We start from the raw sequence: 16669 nt of genomic DNA on the forward strand, positions 1-16669 counted from the left end.
CGATTACAATGTGTGCACCGTTCACATTAGGCGAACCATGTACGCGGTGTAAACATGAGGGAGGGTGTCCCATGCCACAAGCGAGTGACTCGTACCATCACGGCGATCTGCGCGCCGCCTGCCTGCGCGCTGCGCGGGAACTACTGGAGGAGGACGGGAGCGCCGGACTGTCTCTGCGGGCGGTCGCGCGGAGGGCCGGTGTGTCGGCGACGGCCCCCTACCGTCACTACGCGGACCGCGACGCGCTCGTCTCCGCGGTCGCCGCGGAGGGATACCGGGAACTCGGCGGCTATCTGGCCGCGGCCCATTCCGCGACACCTGACGACCTCGCTGCGGTCGCCGTCGCCTACGTCCGCTTCGCACTGGACCACCCGGCGATGTTCCGGGTGATGTTCGCCGAACCCTGCGATCCCAACAGCGAGGAACGGGTCGCCGCGACCGCCGCCCTCTCGGAGTATGTCCGCGGTATCGTCCGCAGCGCCTTCCCGGGCGCCGACCCGGAGGTGCTGGCGACCCCGGTGTGGGCCTTGGTTCACGGCCTGGCATTCCTGCATCTCGACGGCAAACTCGACACCTCCACCGCCGAAGTGGTCGCCCATCAGGTCCGCACAGCCGTTCACGCGCTGCTCGCCACCTCCCCGGTGACGTCAAAAGCGGCGGCCGCGGCGCCGGAGCAGGCAAAGGCGTAGCCCGCGCATGACTGCGGGGTCGCCCGGACGGGCGGGAGAGGCGGCCTCAGCGGTAGGTGAGCAGTCGACGCTGGTCGCCGGCGAAGTGAGCGTGATCGTTGAAGGTCAGCAGGCTGGTCCCGGATTTGCCCACCACAAGCGTCGTGATGGAGGCGTTGACGGTGACACGGTTGAGCGCGACGACGCCCTCGGGCGGCAGTGGCAGCAGGGTCCCGCAGAGCGCGGCGAGAAGGCCGCCAGAGGTGACGACGACCGCGTCTCGGCCTCGCCCGAGCGTGGCGGACAACTCGGTCTGGGCGGCCGCCGCCCCTTCTGTGAAGGTGCCCCAGGACGTGCCGTCGACCGCGCCGGGCTCCGCCATCCATGCCAGCAGCGCGCGATCGAGCACCTCCTGAACGGAATGGGTGTCGCTCGCCGGTGGTGCGTAACGGGCCAGCAGGGCGACGTGGTCGTACTCGTTCCAGCGCGGATCCAGGCGCAGCGGCTGCTGGAAACGGGCTGTCTCCGCGATGAGGTGAGCCGTGTCGCGTTGGCGGGTGAGGGTTCCCGATATGAGGTGCGGGTCGCGCAGGTCGCGGCGGGCCAGCTCCTGCCCGACCGCGACGGCCTGGGTGCGGCCGAGGTCGGACAGGACGTCGTAGTCCTCCGCAGCGAAGGACGCCTGACCGTGACGGACGAGACAGATGAGCGGCACAGAGATACTCCCGCGTTGGCCTGCTAATGTGCGCAGTGTACACATCAGGTTCACCGGTGAAAACCGGCGGCACCGGGAGGACCGCCTCGCCATGGGAACCGGGCGCCGGCCCGAGAATCGGCGTACTCGGAAGGCCGATGAGCACGACTGTGACGTGATCCTCGACACCGGCTGCCCGGTCCGCAGCTTGGGGCGGCTGCCGATCGCTGCGGGATGAGCCTGAGGCCGGACCGTCCGTTCTGGCTCCGATCAAATGACCTAGTGCCGCATCAAGCAACGTTGGCCTCGTTGTGTCGCTGAGCCGAAGCACGATAGCTGTCACAGGGGCGGGCTTGTTGTCACCGGGTTCGTTCCGGTGGCGGCAGGCCCGCCTCGGGATGGAGGTGCCGTCTGGGCGCTTGAGCACGGGTGCCGTTCACCTAAACCCCTTACACGTATAGGGAGGTTAGGGAGCCGGCAGATAAGCACAAGAAGCACGGCATGAACGTTCAAGTCCTCGCCGATCCATTCGGGAGGCTACTGTGGGCTTCCGCCGCTTTGCCCGGCGCGGTACACGACGTCAAAGCCGCCCGCACCCACGGCGTGATGGCGGCGCTGACCGAGGCCGGCGTGTGCTGCTGGGCCGATAAGGGGTATCAGGGCGCCGGCAGCACCGTGCGCGTCCCTACCGCGGCCGCTGGGAGAAGCTCTCCGAAGGCCAGAAGGCCGTCAACGTCTCCCCCGCCAGGATCCGTGCGGTCTGCGAACAGGCAATGGCCACCCTGAAGTCCTGGCGCCTCCTGCGCAAGCTCCGCTGCAGCACCACCCGCATCACCGACCTGGTCAAGGCCGTCCTCGCCCTCCACATAGCAACCTCGAGCTGAGGTTGGAAATGCCTCAGTGTGACCCGTGGTTCCCCGATGTGCAGATCCCGTTGGGCTACGGGCAGACCGGGCGGCCTCCGGCGGACGTCGAGCACACGGTGGCCCGCTTCAAGTGTTGGCGGATCCTCTCCGAGGAGGGCGGGCGCTTCCGTGCTTCAGTTTGGGAAGCTCGCCGAGGCCCTTGACGCTGTCATCGGACTCCTCAATTTCCCGCTTCGCGCTGAACTCTTCTGAGCAGAGCTCTGGATCCGCCAAAGTGGCCCCCATCTTGAGATGGGGGCCACAAGAGGCTAGTGCTTGGGCGTCCAGCACTTACCGGCGGTATCTTCGTCGTTACTCAGGCAACTCGTGCCGTCCCAGTGTGTCGCTATGTTCAGATAGTGATCAGCGTGAATCCCATGCCCAAAAATTTCGGCGTTACTAGTGAAGTTCTCGGTTGCGCCGAAGGCTTGGTTCCCATTTCCATAAGCCGGGTTCTGCCCATACCATTGGCACGGGCCATGCAGATCGATCGAGAACCCGGTCGCAGACTGGGCGCAATTCAGGCTGGTTGGCCGTGCATACCCTGGAGTGCCGGCGTACACGCTAAAGCACCAACTGATTCTCACGTTAGCGATGGTGGGAATGCCGTCGTCTGCTTTTGTGCAGAAACTGCCAGTCCCCGTCGATAGCGGATGCATCGTTGCCGGGCGAGTCGTTTCGACGTGGCTGAGTTTAAAGTCGCAAAGTGTTGCGACTGCCTTGGCGACAACGTTGGGTGACCAGGATTTTGGCGCCTGCGCCTTAACCTGCTGCGCGCAGGGTAGTACCGAACCCTTCGCGGATGTCACCTTGACGGAGACGTTGGTGACGATTGGAGCCTGCGGTGTCGCCGAAGTCGGCGCGACTGCGATCACCGTCCCGGTGAACAGCAGACTGATGACTGCGAACGCGCGCAGTATAGTGCGTGGTGCCCTCACGGACCTCTCCCTCGTGGCGCTGGCCGGGGTTGCAGTGACGACGCCAGCGGTGGTGAGGCCGGCCGCGATGGCTCCGGCTGCCAGCTTTCGGGCGAGATTCACGTGGTCCCCCTGACGATGTGTGCTTGGTGAGTTGTCTCCCATGCAAGCAGCGCCGCCGAGAGGCGTGCGGGCCCCCGTGACGCGCTTTAGTGCATGACGGCTCATTGCGGGGCCGTCGTGCAAGATCGAGGCTAAGAGCTGCCGTCCTAGGTCCGTCCTAGATCCGTCCTAGTGCCGCATCAGACAACGTTCGCCCTGTTGTGACCACCTGGACGACCATCCAGAAATGAAGATCGCGATTCCTGCCTTCTACTGGCGTCAGGGACAGGCACTACGAGATGATCAACCCATGGCGGATGTGGTTTTCTTCGATCTGGACGGCACTCTGGTCGATCATCGAAGCGCGGTCTGGGAAGCGATCGGCGAGATTGTCCAGGCCGCGCCGAACGCGGCGGCTCCACCGGAGGAGTTGGCGACGTTGTGGTGGACGCTGGAGGCGCGCCACATGCGCGAATATCTGGCCGGTCAGTGCTCGTTCGCTGAGCACCACCGACGCAGGCTCCGTTCCTTCCTGCCGATGCTCGGCGAGCCGGTTCCGGAAAGTCCCGGCCTTCTGGACGCCTGGATCGCCGAGCGCTACCTCACCGTGTTCGAGGAGTCCTGGCGGTGCTATCCCGATGTCCAGCCCTGCCTGGAGAACCTGAAACGGCTTCCCCGAGGACCGCGTCTGGCTGTTCTCACCAACGGGGACCCCGAGCAGCAACGCGCCAAGCTCGCCCGCTTCGGCCTCCTCGAATACTTCGAAGCCGTCCTGACCCCGACCGAGCTCGGTGTGGCCAAGCCCGTCGGCTACGCCACCGCCTGCCGGTGGATGCGGACGGACCCCGCGCGGGCGGTCAACGTGGGCGACATGCTGGAAAGCGACGTGATCGCAGCCGCCCTCGCCGGGCTCACCGGCATCTGGTTGGACCGCGGCGTCGACTTCGTCACCGGTGGACCATCGCCGACGGCCGACGAGACGGTGCCCCGCATCGAACGGCTCACCGACCTCCCCGACCACCTATCACGCACCAACGCCTGACCGGCTCTCACGGCCGTCGTAAGTGAGCGTGGCTAGGGCGGCGCTATTCGGGCTCTGGCAGCGATCACGGGGAGTCGTTACGGCGAGTCATATCGCCGTTGGATTCGGGGTCGTCGCAGAGCGGTCGGCCCGGAGCCAGTCCGTACTCGGGGTGCCCCGGTGGGGGTGTGCGATCGTCTCCGCTGCCGGACATGGAAGGCGGTCCCGGCGCTCGCCGCCGTGCACCCGGTTGTCTTGGCTCAGCCCAGCGCGTCCATCAGGGCGGCGACATAGGCATCCAGCCGCTCCTCGACGGCTCGCGTCGTCAGCTCTGTCCTCCCTGCCTCCCGCCATGGCTGCGCCACCAACTGCACTTCTTCTGAGAACGCCAGCGTGTCCCGCACCCGCCAGTACAGCCGCTCGCTCGCGGCCGTGGCCAGCACCCTCACCGGCCTCCTCCTACGCCTCAGCGAAGCGCAGACCCCGCGCCGGGCCATGCAGCAGCGCGAGATTGGTGGAGCGGTGCGCCACATCGAGATCCGCCGGACCCCAGGAGGTCGCTGCCCAGTCGACGACGCCGGTGATCCGGGGACCTGCCGGCTGCGGGGGCGGCACGTCGAACAGCACGTTGCCGGGGTGGAAGTCCCGGTGCAGGAATCGCCCTTCACAGGGCGGCGCGGGCTTGCGGATCACGTCGATCGCCGCGGCCCATGCCGCCGCGTCGGCGCCCTTCGGAGTCACGACGGTGTCGGCGGTCGTCCACGCCACATACTCCCGGGGCCGCTCGGTGGGTCGCAACGCGTGGATCGCCACGAGTTGACGGGCCAGCAGAGGGACGCGCGCCTCCAATCCCTCATCGTCGAAGAGCGTCCGGCCCGCCAGATGTGTCATAAGGAGCGATGGATACTCGCAATGCGCGGTGGTCGGATCAACCGCGACCAGTCCAGGAGTCGGCACGCCGGTCCCCAGGAGCAGGGTCAGGGCGCCAGTCTCCCTGTTCAGCCAGTCCTCGGCGTTCTCCACGTTGACGAAGGTCCGCAGCACCAGGTCACGGGTGCCTCCGTCCCGCGTGCCGATGGTCAGCCTCCGCATCTCGGCAGTGATGCCGCCGTGCAGCGCCTCGGTTTTGACGATCCGTTCGCCGACCTCCAGGTGCCGGCTCACCCAAGCCAGGGTCAACGGTTCGACACTCGCCGCCTCATCGTGGTTGGTCACCGTTCCACCTCGTCTTCCGGACGGCGGCACGCGCAAAAGCTTTCGCTGGAGGCGATGGCAACGCTGCTCTGCTCCTCTCACAGCTGCCGCAGACACCGTTCAGGTGCCTGCATCGAGCCGCACGGCCTGGCCCTGGCCGAGCGGGAAGAAAGGGCGTCTGCCGCCATCGCCTCGAACGAAATCCTTCGGAGGCTGGACCAAGACCTTCACCGACCCCAGGTGTAGGCGTACGGCTCAATATGCACAGCCAGGTACAGATGAACGTGCGCAGCTACCCAAGCCACCAAGCCGGGTGCGGGGCTGTTTCAGCACTGTCAGTGGGGCAGGGCATGATCCGGTGGATGCGCTACACGACGTGGACTTCAGATCGCATGTTCGTCTCCTATGGGCAGTACTACCTCCAGGGCGACGACTTCCTCAGCGAGTACGACGACACCGATACGGTCGGGCGGATCTTCGCGGGAAACAGCCTGGCAGCCGGGGGCCCAGAACACCTCACGGTGCTCGCGGGCACGCACACCGGCTGGATACGCCTGACCACCCAGCACTGCGCGGATGAACCACTTCTGCCGGGGCAGGAGTGGGAGACCGTAGTGGACGTGAGCATCTGCAGCACGAGTGGCATCCTGCGGCTGTTCCGGTGGGGCGGGGATGTCGAGGAGGATGCCGGGAACTTCGCCACGGCCGGGGCGGGCTGGTACCGCGTCCGCGTACAGGCACGCGGACGCGATGAAGGCGATGCACACGAAGGCGACACCCCCGTGGAAGAGCACTTCCTGAGCGTCTGGCCGGCACCACCGCGACCCGACACCGTCCACCGCGCAAACGACACCTTCGCCCGCACGCACTACGACCCCACCCGGCCTCCAGGCCAGCCCATTCAGCCCTGAGCACGTTCACCTGTACTCCGTGGAGCAACTGAAGGTGTACGCCGACACCAGGCTCTGCGCGGTCGCCGTCGACCGGCTCACCTTTGGCGGCAACATTGTCGAGACCGGTACCGATTCATACCGCCTCCCGCATGCCAAGAACCAGCAGGTCGGCGGCTGACCGCGTCTCTGCGATCACTCACGCGGGTGCCCTACCTGTCCGAACCCACGCCGATACGGGCCAACACCTGGTCGGCCAACTCCGGCGGAGTCAGCTCTCCGTCCAGGAACACCGTGTCGCCGGGCAGAGTGTCGACCGCGGCCATGCACGGTTCGATCCTGTCCTTGGCCCAGCGTCGGACCCGCTCCTCCCGCTCGGGATCATCAGGGAAGAAGATTCGTCCGTCGATCCGCTTCTCCAAGACCTCTCGAGGGACCTTGAGGAAGAAGTGGTGAAGGTCGATTCCCGCGTTCTTCAACACACCGAAAATCTCATCGACATAGACGGAGTTGACCACGGTCATGGGGACCAGGACCGGGCGGTGGTACTCCTCGATCAGCCCTACCGCCAGGTCGGCAACCTGCCGCCGCCACAACCGGAGATCCTGGAAGTCGCCAGTCGGCACCTCCACGATCTCCCGCAGCACGAAGCCGACCATCTCCGGGTCATAGACCAGCACCTCGGGCCAACGAGGACGCAACTCGTCCACCAGCGTCGTCTTCCCGCTGCCGAACGCACCGTTCACCCAGATGATCAACGCGATCCTCCCCACCCCGTTGCCAGGCCCGCGCGTCGAACCCGGCGTGTTGGATCAGCATGCCGCGCGACCTGAGTGGGGCCAAGTTCCATTGTCAGATCAAGCCGGGTGGTTCGCTGAGTGGGGCCGAATCCCGCTGGCAGCGGAGCTGGTTCACGTTGCCGAAGCCAACGGGCCCGCAGAGCAGGCTCTGACCCGCCCTTGGCCGCCAACTCGCTTCCCTGGACACCGCCGAAGCCCAGGCGGCCGAGTGACCGCCGGGCATCTGCCCGCGGAAAACGAAGGGAAGAGCACGCCATGTCTGACAACGGCTGGCACGGTGAGCCGAGCGGTCGGTGGATGATGAGGCAGCAGGAGCAATGCTCATGACTTGTGGATCGGCCTAGGGTTGGACGCGAAGGGCGAACCTTCCCGAGTGATCGATTTCTGGTCATCGAGTAGGCCCGCGTAGCAGCGTGGGTGGGCAAGGCGCGCCTGTGCTCAGAGTGGTGAATGCCGACGGTTCCACCGAGACCGGCGCCCTGATCGACGACATCGTCCGCGAGGGCGCGAGGCGGATGCCGACCGTTGCGCTGGAGGCCGAAGTCAGCGCATACGCAGCGGAGTTGGGCGACCAGCGCGACGAGGGTGGTCGACGGCTGGTGGTCCGCAATGGCTACCGTCGCGAACGCGCGGTGACCACGGCCGCCGGACCGGTCAAGGTGAAGGCGCCGCGGGTCAACGGCCGACGGGTCGACGACCGACGGGTCGACGAGGCGACCGGCGAGCGCAAGCGATTCTCCTCGAAGATCCTGCCTCCCTGGTGTCGCAAGTCGCCGAAGGTCTCCAAGGTGCTGCCGCTGCTCTACCTCTCTACCTCCAAGGCCTGTCCTCGGGGGATTTCGTGCCCGCGCTGGAGCGCTGGCGTGCGGTCACCGCACCCCACCTCGTCGCCCTCGTCCGGCCGGCGTCCGCTTCGAGAACGGTCACCTCGTAGAACGCCCCGAGGAGCCCGCCGCAGCGTGACACACCTCAACCGACGTACAACTCCTGACAATTGCTCACGAAACCAGCCCCGGTGGCGCTACGCTGCTGTGCCGTGCAGGAGACGCGTCTCGACACTGCTCGGATCCGGGCGGCTCGCCGGGTGATCGACCCGGTCTTTCTCGACACTCCGCTGTACCGCTGCGAGGCGCTGGAGCCCGGCCTCGGGTGCACGGTGAGCATCAAGCTCGAAACGGCGAACCCGGTCCGCAGCTTCAAGGCCCGCGGCACCGAGGTAGTCGCGAGTCTGCTGGCCGACAATGCCTCGCGAGCCGCGGTGTGCGCGAGCGCGGGCAACCTTGGCCAAGCCCTCGCATGGTCCGGTCGCGGCCGGGGGCTCGACGTCACCGTCGTGGCATCCCGCTTTGCGACTCGGGCCAAGCTTGATCGCATCCGCGCCTTGGGCGCCGGGTTGGAGCTGGTGGACGGCGACCACGAGATGGCTCGCGAGCGGGCGGCGGCCATCGCACGGTACGACGGCATCCGGCTGGTCGAAGACAGCCTGGACATCGAGACCTGCGAGGGCGCGGCGACCATCGGCCTGGAACTGGTGGCCGCCGCGACGTCGTTCGACACCGTCCTGATTGCTCTCGGCGGTGGGGCGCTGGCCACCGGTGTGGGCCATGTGGTGAAGGCAATGGCACCCGAAGTCGAGGTGATCTGCGTCCAGCCGCTGGGCGCACCGGCGCTGACACACTCGTGGCGCAGGCGGCGTGTCGTCACCACCGACTCGACCGACACCATCGCTGACGGCGTCGCCGGCCGACGTCCCATCCCGGCCGTCCTGGACGACCTCCTCCTGGTCGCTGACGACGCCGTCCTGGTGCAGGAGGCGTCGATCATCGCCGGTATGCGGATGCTCCTCGACCACGCCGGCCTCATCGTCGAGCCTTCGGGCGCGCTCGGCATCGCGGCGATCCTCGAAGACCGTGACCGCTTCGCCGGCCGACACGTCGTCACCATCGTGTGCGGCAGCAACGTCGACGTAGACGCCTACCACCGCTGGGTCGGCGCGGCTCCCATCCACAGGTCTTGACAACTGCTCAGGCAGCAGGCGAGTTGAGGGTAGCTGGTTGTGAGTGAGTGGACTGGTCTAGCACTGTGGCAGGGGGATACTGGCCTGTATGACGGACTGGCTCATACTCGCGGGCTATCTGGTGATCGCGTTGACGGCCGTGTCGCTTGACGGCATTGCGCGCGCCAATACCGAAGACGCCCGGCTGGAGGCGTTCGTGGCCGAGGACCGGCACAGCGCGTTCGTCGAACCGGCTGCCGTGGAACGACTCGGTCCACTGGAGCTGGGCTGGCTGAGCTTGGGGGGTGCCACGTGGGCGAAGAAGGGGGCAGTGGCCAGGCTGGTGGCCGATGGGGTGCTGCACCGTACGTCGCCCGATGGACCCAGCCCACAGCGTTGGGTCGCTCGCGGCCCGTTGCCCGAAGGCGCTGACGAGTTCGAGCGCGAACTGTGGGCCGCGGCTGCACCGCAGCCCGTGTCCGGCTCGGCCCTCCGCCCGGCCGACGGGGAGGGCCACTACTTGTGGGCCCTGCCGGACGCCTACCGCCTTATGGATGAGGCAGAGGCGCGGCTGATCAGTGAAGGCTATGGGCGGCAACGAGGAGAGCTTGTTCCCGGCGGCGGGCAGCGGCACCGGGGCTGGTGGTCGACGGCGGCCGCAGCGGTAGTGGTGCCGGTGGCGACCGTACTGGTCCTCGACCAGTCCTGGGTCCGAGCCGTACTGGCGTTCCTCATCAGCGCGTTGACGCTGGCGGCGGCGTCGGCTCCGGGCGACCGGATCCTTCCGCGAAGGCTGCCCGCCAGAACCGCCAAAGGGGAGCTGGCGCTCCACCTGGCGCGTGAACGGTACGCGGATCTCAATCCGGCGACGCGGCCAGCGTCGGAGGCGTACGACCCGCGCACGGTGGCCATGGCGGTCGCGCTCTTCGGCTCCGCGGTGCTCGAACGCATCGACGACAGGATCCACGCCGACTGGGACAAGCCGACGGTCCATCTCGACGGCCCCGGAGGAGACTGACCGGGTCTTTGCGGCATCGGTGACGCGGTGTTCTTCGCCGTCATCTGAAAAGGCTGCCGAGGGTTCCTGGCCCGTACCGCCCTCAATTCCAGCTCCCTTTCGACACCCGGCCCCGAAGATTCCTCATCCGCACCGGCCTCGCCGAGGATCTCGGTCACCGTCTCCCAGGCGATCTCCAGCCGGGACAGCCGGGACAGCCGGGACAGCCGGGACAGCCGGGACAGCCGAGACAGCCGGTCCTCCGCCCGCGCCACCGCCCGGTCAACCGCGTGATCTCACCGCGGAGTTCCCCCGCCACGGCCCGGGCTGCCGCCTCGCATCAGTGCACCTCGCCCCCGGTGCCGTATCACGACGTGCGATCACGGGCACGATGGCGCGGGCGCGGACCTGGTCGCGGTAGACGTCGTGGTCGCAGCCGCGGTCGGCGAAGAGTGAGTCGGGTATGCGGCGCGGACGCGCCCGGACGCGGACCGGCCCGATTGTGTGGAGCAGAGGCAGCATCTGCGTGACGTCGTTGCGGTTGCCGCCGGACAGCAGGACCGCGAGCGGAGTGCCGTGGCCGACAGTGACCAGGTGAAGTTTCGAGTAGGCCCGACCCGTCCGAACCCATCTGCGGTTCCTGAGCTGAATCGGCAGCTCACAGCCTTGATCACCGTCAAGGCAGATGAGGATACGGAGGGAGAGAGCAGAAGTGCGCCGATGGCCACGCCCGCCCCCGAGTCACCGTCCGTCGATCCGGCCATGACGGTCGAAGGCGCGGCGGCGTTCAGCGCGGAATCACCCAGCCCGGCGCCCAGGTCCCGGCGGCGTCGTGGCCGGCCGCTGTGGCGGCGAGGTGGGCGCGGAGGGTGGGCAGCGCTGGGTGGGGGTTGTCGCGGTGCCAGAGGAGCGAGTGCGGGTAGACGGGCGTCGGGTCGGTCACCGGGATGCGGCGCAGGCCGTGGCCGGCGGGCCAGACGAGGCGGGTCTGCCCACCCATGAAGGTGGCCAGGGCCGGGGTGTCGGCGATGGTGTCGAGGAGTGCGTCGGAACCGAAGTTGGGGCCGGTCGCCTCGATGGTGAGGCCGAACTCGGCGACGAGGTCGTCGTAGTAGGCGGCCCACTCGGTACCGGGGACGATGCCCGGCATCCAGATCCGGTGTCCGGCGAGCTGAGCAACAGTCACCGACCGGGCGCCCGCCAGCGCGTGGGCGGGGCCGGTGAGGAGCTGGAGCGGCTCGTCGACCACCCGAACGGACTCGAGGTCCTCGGGAAGGGGCCGACCGGGCGCGGCGACGGCGCGGAAGGACGCGTCGATCGCACCGGACCGGATGGCGGCGACGGCCGTCTCGATGTCGAACAGCATCACCACGTCGAGGTCGATCTCGGGGTGCGCGCGGTGGAAGCCGCGCAGCAGGCCCGCCGCCGCGCCACGCGAGGCGATCACGTCGACGCGCAGCGGACGGCGGCCGGTGCGCACGGAGGTGACCGCGCGCTCGGCGACGCGCAGCAGCTCGCGCGCGTGGGGCAGGAACGCCTGCCCGTCGATGGTGAGCTCGGCGCCGCGCGCGGTACGGGTGAACAGCCGCACGCCGAGGTTGCGCTCCAGCGCGGCGATGCGCTTGGAGACAGCCTGCTGGGTCACCGCCAGCTCGGCGGCGGCCTCCTGGAACTGCCCCGCATCGGCGGCGGCGACAAAGGTCCGGACGGTGTCGAGATCCATGCCGACAGCCTATGGGTACAACCGTTGGTTGTGGCTGGAGGTGCCGTGGTTGTTTGATCCCAGGGTGTGGTGGTCGCTTTGATGCTTCCGATCGCGGATCGGTTGTGCGGGTGAGTGGCGAGGGGTGGCGGGAATGAAGAGCGGGGACCGGCTGGGACATCTGCTCGGACCACGGCTGGGGCGGAGGTTCGGGTGGTTGTGGGGAGCGTACGGGACCAGCGCGCTCGGCACGTGGCTCGCCTTCGGGGCGTTCCCGCTGATCGCCATCCGGGTGCTGCACGCCGGACCCGCCGAGGTCTCCGCGCTCTCGTCCGTGGGGGCTGCGGTGGGCGCGGCCGTGGCCGTGCCGCTCGGCCCGTGGGTGGAGTTCCGCCGCAAGCGGCCGGTGCTGATCGCGATGGACCTGGTGCGGTTCGGGGCACTGCTGACGATCCCCGCCGCGTTCGTGCTCGGCGTGCTCACCTTCCTTCAGCTCCTGCTGGTCTCGGTCGTCGTCGCGGCGGCCGACATCTCCTTCCGCGCCGCCTCCGGCGCGTACCTGAAGACGCTGTTGCCGGCCGAGGACCTGCTCGTCGCCAACGCCCGGTTCGAGTCCACGGCCTGGACGACCACGATCATCGGGCCGCCGCTGGGCGGCGCCGCGATCGGGCTCCTCGGTCCGGTGGCGACGGTGGCGGCCGACGCGGTGAGCTATCTGCTCTCGGCCCTGGGCATCCGTGCGACGGGCGGGCACGAGCCGCTGCCCGAACGTCGGGAGGTCGCGCGCATGCGGGCCGGGGATCTGCTCGACGGGTGGCGGTACATCCTCGCCGATGAGACGCTGCGTCCGCTGTTGTTCAACACCGCGTTGTTCAACGGTCTGGTGATGGCCTCCCAGCCGCTGCTGGCCGTCCTGATGCTCGGCCAACTCGGGTTCGCACCGTGGCAGTACGGCCTTGCCTTCGCCGCGCCCTCAATCGGTGGACTGTTCGGTTCACGGCTGGCCCGACCGCTCGTCACCCGGTTCGGGCAGCACCAGGTCCTGGTCGTGGTCGGGGCGCTGCGCGCGATCTGGCCCGTCGGCCTGGCCTTCCTGGGGCCGGGCACCGGAGGGCTGCTGCTGGTGATGGGCGTCGAGCTCGGGCTCATCTTCTGCTGCGGGGTCTTCAACCCTGTCTACGCCACCTACCGCCTCGAGCGCACCGCGACCGACCGGGTCGCCCGCACGCTGTCCGCCTGGACGGTGACGACCAAGGCCTCGACCGCGCTCCTGACGGCCGTCTGGGGCGTGCTGGGCGTCCTGGTCGGCCCGCGTACGGCCATCGGCCTGGCCGGTGTGCTCCTGCTGGCGACCCCGCTGCTGCGTCCCCGTCGCGCGGCAGCGTCTCTCGCCGAGCCGGAGCCGACATCGAACCGCGCCTGACGGCCCGCCACCGCCGCTACACGCGGATACCCGCTGCTGGAGTGGATCCGCCAGGCCGAGCAGGACGCTCCGAAGCCGATGCAGGGCTTCGCCGGTTTCCTCCGCCAGGACCTCGACGCCGTCACCGCCGGCCTTACCCGACCGTGGAGTTCCGGCGTCGTCGAAGGTCACGTGAACCGGGTGAAAACCCTCAAGCGAGCCGTGTATGGCCGAGCCTCGTTCGAACTCCTCCGCACTCGCATTCTCACTCAGCCGTCGGTGCCCCTTCAGCGGGCCTCTGGTAGTGAGGAAGGTAGTGTTGTTCGTGCAGGAGAGCCGCCGCCTGGAGGTCATTGGTGACCATGACCTGAGCCAACCTGCCCGCGACTGCGATCACGTGGCTCCATGCTGGAGCATCTAGATAGACCTCGTCCGGGGCATCGCGACCTACCTCTTCCTGCACAGTCGAGTAGACCGCGCCCAGCTTTTTCATGAGCGCGACTTCCTCCTCGGTCCGCAGGCTCTTGCCCAGCCACGGCGCGGGATCGTCTGCGTTGCAGAAGTCGTCGAACAGCACGGTGACCACGTAGTCCAGGTCCTCGAACTCCTCCGGCCGCAGCCAGACATCGCGCTGCCACGAGGGACTCGCAAGAGCGAGAACCGCTGGCACAACATGAAGTCGGAAGACCGGCAACTCAATACCGTGATCTGTCACGTCGCGAGCCTACTGGCAGGGGGAGGGGCAGCGCCCACTTGTCAATGCACCTGATCACGAGGACGCGGGCAGAGCCAGATTCGGATATCGCCATCACTGAGAAGCCGCGTGAAGCTCGGCGAGCAGGACCTTGTGCCGTCGCCGCCACATGCCGACCTCGTTCCAGTCCCGCAGCCGGCGCCGGCAGGTCATGCCCGAGCCGAAGCCGAGTTCCTTGGGCTGGTACACCCACTGGATGCCGGTGTGCAGTACGTACAAGATCCCGCACGGCACCTCTCGGTCCGGCAGCGGCATCCACGGCGTTGTCCGTGTACCGGACCGAACGCCCAACTACCAGCCCAGCACCCGACCGTCAGGGCCGATCCATCTCGATGTGTCGGCTCTTGCCAGAGCCTGTGATTGCATCCCCGGAATTGTGCTGTGACTGCCAACCGTGGATCAGTAGGTCGAACACTGTCTCCACCGTCGAGCGTGGATCGTGTCGGCCCTTGGCCAAGGTCGGGACTTCCAGGACGAACCGTGCGAGTGCCGAGCATGCGAGATCATCCGCTTCTCGGCCGAGTTCCTCCGCGATTACGGCGCTGAGGGTGCCCGCGTGCCGCATCCACATGCGCTCGGCGTACTCGCGGAGCGCGGGTGTCTGGTCCACCAGTGCGGTGAGTTGATGCAGACGTGGATCTGACGCGATCGGCACCCAGGACTTCAGCGCGTGGGCGCGGAGCGCCTCGACCACGCCCTGGTCCTTGGGCCGTTCGCGGACGGCGGCGGTCAGCGCTGCCTCAACTTCCTCCTCGCGGTCGAAGACCAGTGCCTCTTTGCTCGGGAAGTGCGCGAAGAGGGTCGTCGTCGATACGTCGGCTCTTTCGGCGATGTCGCGGACGCTGGCTTGTTCAAAGCCGTGTTCCAGGAAGAGTTCCAGGGCGGCGTCGGCAATGGCCTGCCTCGTTGCGGCCTTCTTGCGCTCGCGACGGCCAACGGTCGGGAAGTCGGGCATGGCGTCACTGTACCTCACAACTGGAATGAAGCAGAAACTGTAACGGTTGCACTTATGGACTCGTTTCTGCTTTGGTGGTCTCCGCAGGGGTTGCCGCACCCCGGTAGGAGTCGCGGCGCCGGTCATCGCCGCGCCGCGGCGTCACCCGGAACCCCACCGACGAAAGGAATCCACCATGGACTCTCCGACGCCCGCGAACGCGCGGATCAGCATCATCGGTGCCGGCCCGGGAGGCCTCACATGCGCCCGCATCCTGCAGCAGCACGGCATTCCGGTGACGGTGTACGACCGTGATTCAGAAGTGAACTCCCGCAATCAGGGAGGCTCACTCGACCTGCACAAGGAAGACGGCCAGCTCGCACTCCGTGAAGCGGGACTACTGGAGGAGTTCTTCGCCCTCGCCAGGCTCGAGAGCCAGGAAATGCGCCGCATGGACCCTGCTGGGCGCGTCCTCGCCCACCATCTGCCGGGCGAGGGCGAAACGGTCAGTCCCGAAATCGACCGCGGACAGCTCCGCGATCTCCTGCTGCGCTCACTCGCTGCCGGGACGGTTCAGTGGGGACGCACTCTCGAATCAGTGGGCGGACCGGCTGACGGGCCGCGAACGCTGACGTTCACCGATGGGACGGCCGTTGAAGCGGATCTCGTGATCGGTGCGGACGGCGCCTCCTCCCGCGTCCGCACTGCCGTGTCGCCCGCGACACCGTGCTACACCGGGGTCAGCTTCCTCGAGGCATGGTTCGACGACATGGAGACCGCGCACCCCGAGCTTTCCGAACTGGTCGGGAAGGGCAGCGCCCACGTCGCCGACGGAGAGCGCGGCCTCTTCGCGCAGCGCAACAGCGGCAGCCACATGCGCGTCTACATCATGCAGCGCGTCCCCGTGGACTGGATCACGGCGAACGGGCTTCGCCCCGAGGACACCGAGGGCATCCGCGCGCATCTGCTGAGCGAGTACGCGGCCTGGTCACCGCAGACACTCCGGATGATCACCGACAACGACGGCCCCTACGTCGATCGTCCGCTCTTCGCTCTGCCGGTGCCGCACACATGGGAGCACTCGCCCAGCGTGACACTCCTGGGAGACGCAGCACACCTCATGCCACCGCTCGGCGTCGGCGTCAACCTCGCCATGCTCGACGCCGGTGAACTCGCGCTCGCACTCGTGCAGTCCTCCACGATCGACGACGCTGTACGCAGCTACGAGAAGTCGATGCTCCCGCGCTCGGCCGACATGGCCCAGATGCTCGAAGGCGGCGCTGAGCATCTTCTGTCCGTGCCCGACCCCGACGAGACCGCGCGGTTCGGTCAGGCCCAGCCCTGACATCGCGCACGGCGACCGAGACCGCGTGACGGGTCGCGCGGACGCGGACGCAGACGCGGACGCGGAGGCAGGCGCAGAGGTACTGCACGAGTGGCTCTCCCGCGCCCGCAGCGAGTCGACACACCGAATAGCGTCCCCGGACCAGGCGACGACGATCCCCGATGCGACAACTCGTTCATGCGAGTTGCAACGGATGCGCTCCGGGGACATGCCGTCATGGACCGGGAGCTGTACCTCCCGCGCTCCTGGACGTGGGGCCCCCCAGCCGGCCGGGTCGGGGGGGGGGGCGGGGGGCAGTCCTTCTTTTACGAACCCCACCATTCTGGGATTGTGTTATAAAAATTAAAA

Annotated in this window: 14 protein-coding genes and 7 pseudogenes; 12 read left to right on the forward strand and 9 right to left on the reverse strand. The window is 67.7% G+C overall.

Features of this window, described 5'->3' with window-relative positions; all coding sequences use genetic code 11:
- Positions 1 to 71: 71 nt before the first annotated feature.
- Positions 72 to 689: a TetR/AcrR family transcriptional regulator gene (locus tag ACFVWD_RS47295; protein WP_389604520.1), complete on the forward strand. Its 618-nt coding sequence runs from the start codon at positions 72 to 74 to the stop codon at positions 687 to 689.
- A 46-nt stretch (positions 690 to 735) separates the two neighbouring features.
- Here the strand turns inward: ACFVWD_RS47295 and ACFVWD_RS47300 are convergent, their stop codons facing one another.
- Complete coding sequence (locus ACFVWD_RS47300) at positions 736 to 1383, reverse strand: histidine phosphatase family protein (RefSeq protein ID WP_389604522.1); 648 nt, start codon at positions 1381 to 1383, stop codon at positions 736 to 738.
- A 462-nt stretch (positions 1384 to 1845) separates the two neighbouring features.
- Between ACFVWD_RS47300 and ACFVWD_RS47305 the strand changes: the two are divergent.
- A pseudogene (locus ACFVWD_RS47305) lies at positions 1846 to 2246 on the forward strand (transposase family protein); the annotation flags it as partial.
- Positions 2247 to 2536: 290 nt separating this feature from the next.
- Here the strand turns inward: ACFVWD_RS47305 and ACFVWD_RS47310 are convergent.
- Positions 2537 to 3205: a hypothetical protein gene (locus ACFVWD_RS47310; protein WP_389604523.1), complete on the reverse strand. Its 669-nt coding sequence runs from the start codon at positions 3203 to 3205 to the stop codon at positions 2537 to 2539.
- A gap of 391 nt (positions 3206 to 3596) precedes the next feature.
- Between ACFVWD_RS47310 and ACFVWD_RS47315 the strand changes: the two genes are divergently transcribed.
- Complete coding sequence (locus ACFVWD_RS47315) at positions 3597 to 4328, forward strand: HAD family hydrolase (protein WP_389604525.1); 732 nt, start codon at positions 3597 to 3599, stop codon at positions 4326 to 4328.
- 239 nt (positions 4329 to 4567) lie between these two features.
- Here the strand turns inward: ACFVWD_RS47315 and ACFVWD_RS47320 are convergent.
- Positions 4568 to 5471, reverse strand: a pseudogene (locus ACFVWD_RS47320) (phosphotransferase family protein).
- Positions 5472 to 5654: 183 nt separating this feature from the next.
- Between ACFVWD_RS47320 and ACFVWD_RS47325 the strand changes: the two are divergent.
- The 3 genes and pseudogenes from ACFVWD_RS47325 to ACFVWD_RS47335 form a co-directional block, all read left to right on the forward strand.
- Positions 5655 to 5742 (forward strand): annotated as a pseudogene (locus ACFVWD_RS47325) (AAA family ATPase); the annotation flags it as partial.
- Between the two features lie 121 nt (positions 5743 to 5863).
- Positions 5864 to 6412: a hypothetical protein gene (locus ACFVWD_RS47330; protein ID WP_389604539.1), complete on the forward strand. Its 549-nt coding sequence runs from the start codon at positions 5864 to 5866 to the stop codon at positions 6410 to 6412.
- 19 nt (positions 6413 to 6431) lie between these two features.
- Positions 6432 to 6572: a hypothetical protein gene (locus ACFVWD_RS47335; RefSeq protein WP_389604526.1), complete on the forward strand. Its 141-nt coding sequence runs from the start codon at positions 6432 to 6434 to the stop codon at positions 6570 to 6572.
- Positions 6573 to 6603: 31 nt separating this feature from the next.
- Here the strand turns inward: ACFVWD_RS47335 and ACFVWD_RS47340 are convergent, their stop codons facing one another.
- Positions 6604 to 7149 carry an AAA family ATPase gene (locus tag ACFVWD_RS47340; protein ID WP_389604528.1) on the reverse strand — a complete coding sequence of 182 codons (546 nt, stop codon included), beginning with the start codon at positions 7147 to 7149 and terminating at the stop codon, positions 6604 to 6606.
- A 476-nt stretch (positions 7150 to 7625) separates the two neighbouring features.
- Here ACFVWD_RS47340 and ACFVWD_RS47345 point away from each other — a divergent pair.
- The 3 genes and pseudogenes from ACFVWD_RS47345 to ACFVWD_RS47355 all read left to right on the forward strand — a co-directional run.
- A pseudogene (locus ACFVWD_RS47345) lies at positions 7626 to 8053 on the forward strand (transposase); the annotation flags it as partial.
- Between the two features lie 174 nt (positions 8054 to 8227).
- Complete coding sequence (locus tag ACFVWD_RS47350) at positions 8228 to 9208, forward strand: threonine/serine dehydratase (protein WP_389604529.1); 981 nt, start codon at positions 8228 to 8230, stop codon at positions 9206 to 9208.
- Positions 9209 to 9296: 88 nt separating this feature from the next.
- On the forward strand, positions 9297 to 10205 hold the full coding sequence (locus ACFVWD_RS47355) for a TIGR04222 domain-containing membrane protein (RefSeq protein WP_389604530.1): 909 nt from the start codon (positions 9297 to 9299) through the stop codon (positions 10203 to 10205).
- A 330-nt stretch (positions 10206 to 10535) separates the two neighbouring features.
- Here ACFVWD_RS47355 and ACFVWD_RS47360 read toward each other — a convergent pair.
- Both ACFVWD_RS47360 and ACFVWD_RS47365 read right to left on the reverse strand, forming a co-directional pair.
- Positions 10536 to 10811 (reverse strand): annotated as a pseudogene (locus ACFVWD_RS47360) (transposase); the annotation flags it as partial.
- A gap of 160 nt (positions 10812 to 10971) precedes the next feature.
- On the reverse strand, positions 10972 to 11907 hold the full coding sequence (locus tag ACFVWD_RS47365; RefSeq protein ID WP_385388340.1) for a LysR family transcriptional regulator: 936 nt from the start codon (positions 11905 to 11907) through the stop codon (positions 10972 to 10974).
- 133 nt (positions 11908 to 12040) lie between these two features.
- On the opposite strand from ACFVWD_RS47365, the gene ACFVWD_RS47370 reads away from it, so the two are divergent.
- On the forward strand, positions 12041 to 13309 hold the full coding sequence (locus ACFVWD_RS47370; RefSeq protein WP_389604532.1) for an MFS transporter: 1269 nt from the start codon (positions 12041 to 12043) through the stop codon (positions 13307 to 13309).
- A 33-nt stretch (positions 13310 to 13342) separates the two neighbouring features.
- Positions 13343 to 13558, forward strand: a pseudogene (locus ACFVWD_RS47375) (transposase); the annotation flags it as partial.
- Here the strand turns inward: ACFVWD_RS47375 and ACFVWD_RS47380 are convergent.
- The 3 genes and pseudogenes from ACFVWD_RS47380 to ACFVWD_RS47390 form a co-directional block, all read right to left on the reverse strand.
- Entirely contained in the window at positions 13554 to 14003 is a 450-nt protein-coding gene (locus ACFVWD_RS47380; protein WP_389604534.1) for a hypothetical protein, read from the reverse strand. The pseudogene ACFVWD_RS47375 and the gene ACFVWD_RS47380 sit on opposite strands and share 5 nt — an antisense overlap.
- A 96-nt stretch (positions 14004 to 14099) precedes the next feature.
- Positions 14100 to 14297 (reverse strand): annotated as a pseudogene (locus ACFVWD_RS47385) (transposase); the annotation flags it as partial.
- Positions 14298 to 14355: 58 nt separating this feature from the next.
- On the reverse strand, positions 14356 to 14997 hold the full coding sequence (locus ACFVWD_RS47390; RefSeq protein ID WP_389604536.1) for a TetR/AcrR family transcriptional regulator: 642 nt from the start codon (positions 14995 to 14997) through the stop codon (positions 14356 to 14358).
- A gap of 175 nt (positions 14998 to 15172) precedes the next feature.
- Between ACFVWD_RS47390 and ACFVWD_RS47395 the strand changes: the two genes are divergently transcribed.
- Positions 15173 to 16321, forward strand: a complete 1149-nt coding sequence (locus tag ACFVWD_RS47395; RefSeq protein WP_389604537.1) for an FAD-dependent oxidoreductase — start codon at positions 15173 to 15175, stop codon at positions 16319 to 16321.
- The last annotated feature ends 348 nt before the right edge of the window (positions 16322 to 16669 follow it).

This window comes from Streptomyces sp. NPDC058086 (assembly GCF_042885015.1).
Lineage (GTDB): Bacteria > Actinomycetota > Actinomycetes > Streptomycetales > Streptomycetaceae > Streptomyces.

What these genes read in the sequence shown, in the direction of transcription:
- ACFVWD_RS47365 (WP_385388340.1), bottom strand. Translation starts at nt 11,907, where the DNA reads ATGGATCTCGACACCGTCCGGACCTTTGTCGCCGCCGCCGATGCGGGG.
- ACFVWD_RS47315 (WP_389604525.1), top strand. Translation starts at nt 3,597, where the DNA reads ATGGCGGATGTGGTTTTCTTCGATCTGGACGGCACTCTGGTCGATCAT.
- ACFVWD_RS47295 (WP_389604520.1), top strand. Translation starts at nt 72, where the DNA reads ATGCCACAAGCGAGTGACTCGTACCATCACGGCGATCTGCGCGCCGCC.
- ACFVWD_RS47370 (WP_389604532.1), top strand. Translation starts at nt 12,041, where the DNA reads ATGAAGAGCGGGGACCGGCTGGGACATCTGCTCGGACCACGGCTGGGG.
- ACFVWD_RS47390 (WP_389604536.1), bottom strand. Translation starts at nt 14,997, where the DNA reads ATGCCCGACTTCCCGACCGTTGGCCGTCGCGAGCGCAAGAAGGCCGCA.
- ACFVWD_RS47395 (WP_389604537.1), top strand. Translation starts at nt 15,173, where the DNA reads ATGGACTCTCCGACGCCCGCGAACGCGCGGATCAGCATCATCGGTGCC.
- ACFVWD_RS47355 (WP_389604530.1), top strand. Translation starts at nt 9,297, where the DNA reads ATGACGGACTGGCTCATACTCGCGGGCTATCTGGTGATCGCGTTGACG.
- ACFVWD_RS47330 (WP_389604539.1), top strand. Translation starts at nt 5,864, where the DNA reads ATGCGCTACACGACGTGGACTTCAGATCGCATGTTCGTCTCCTATGGG.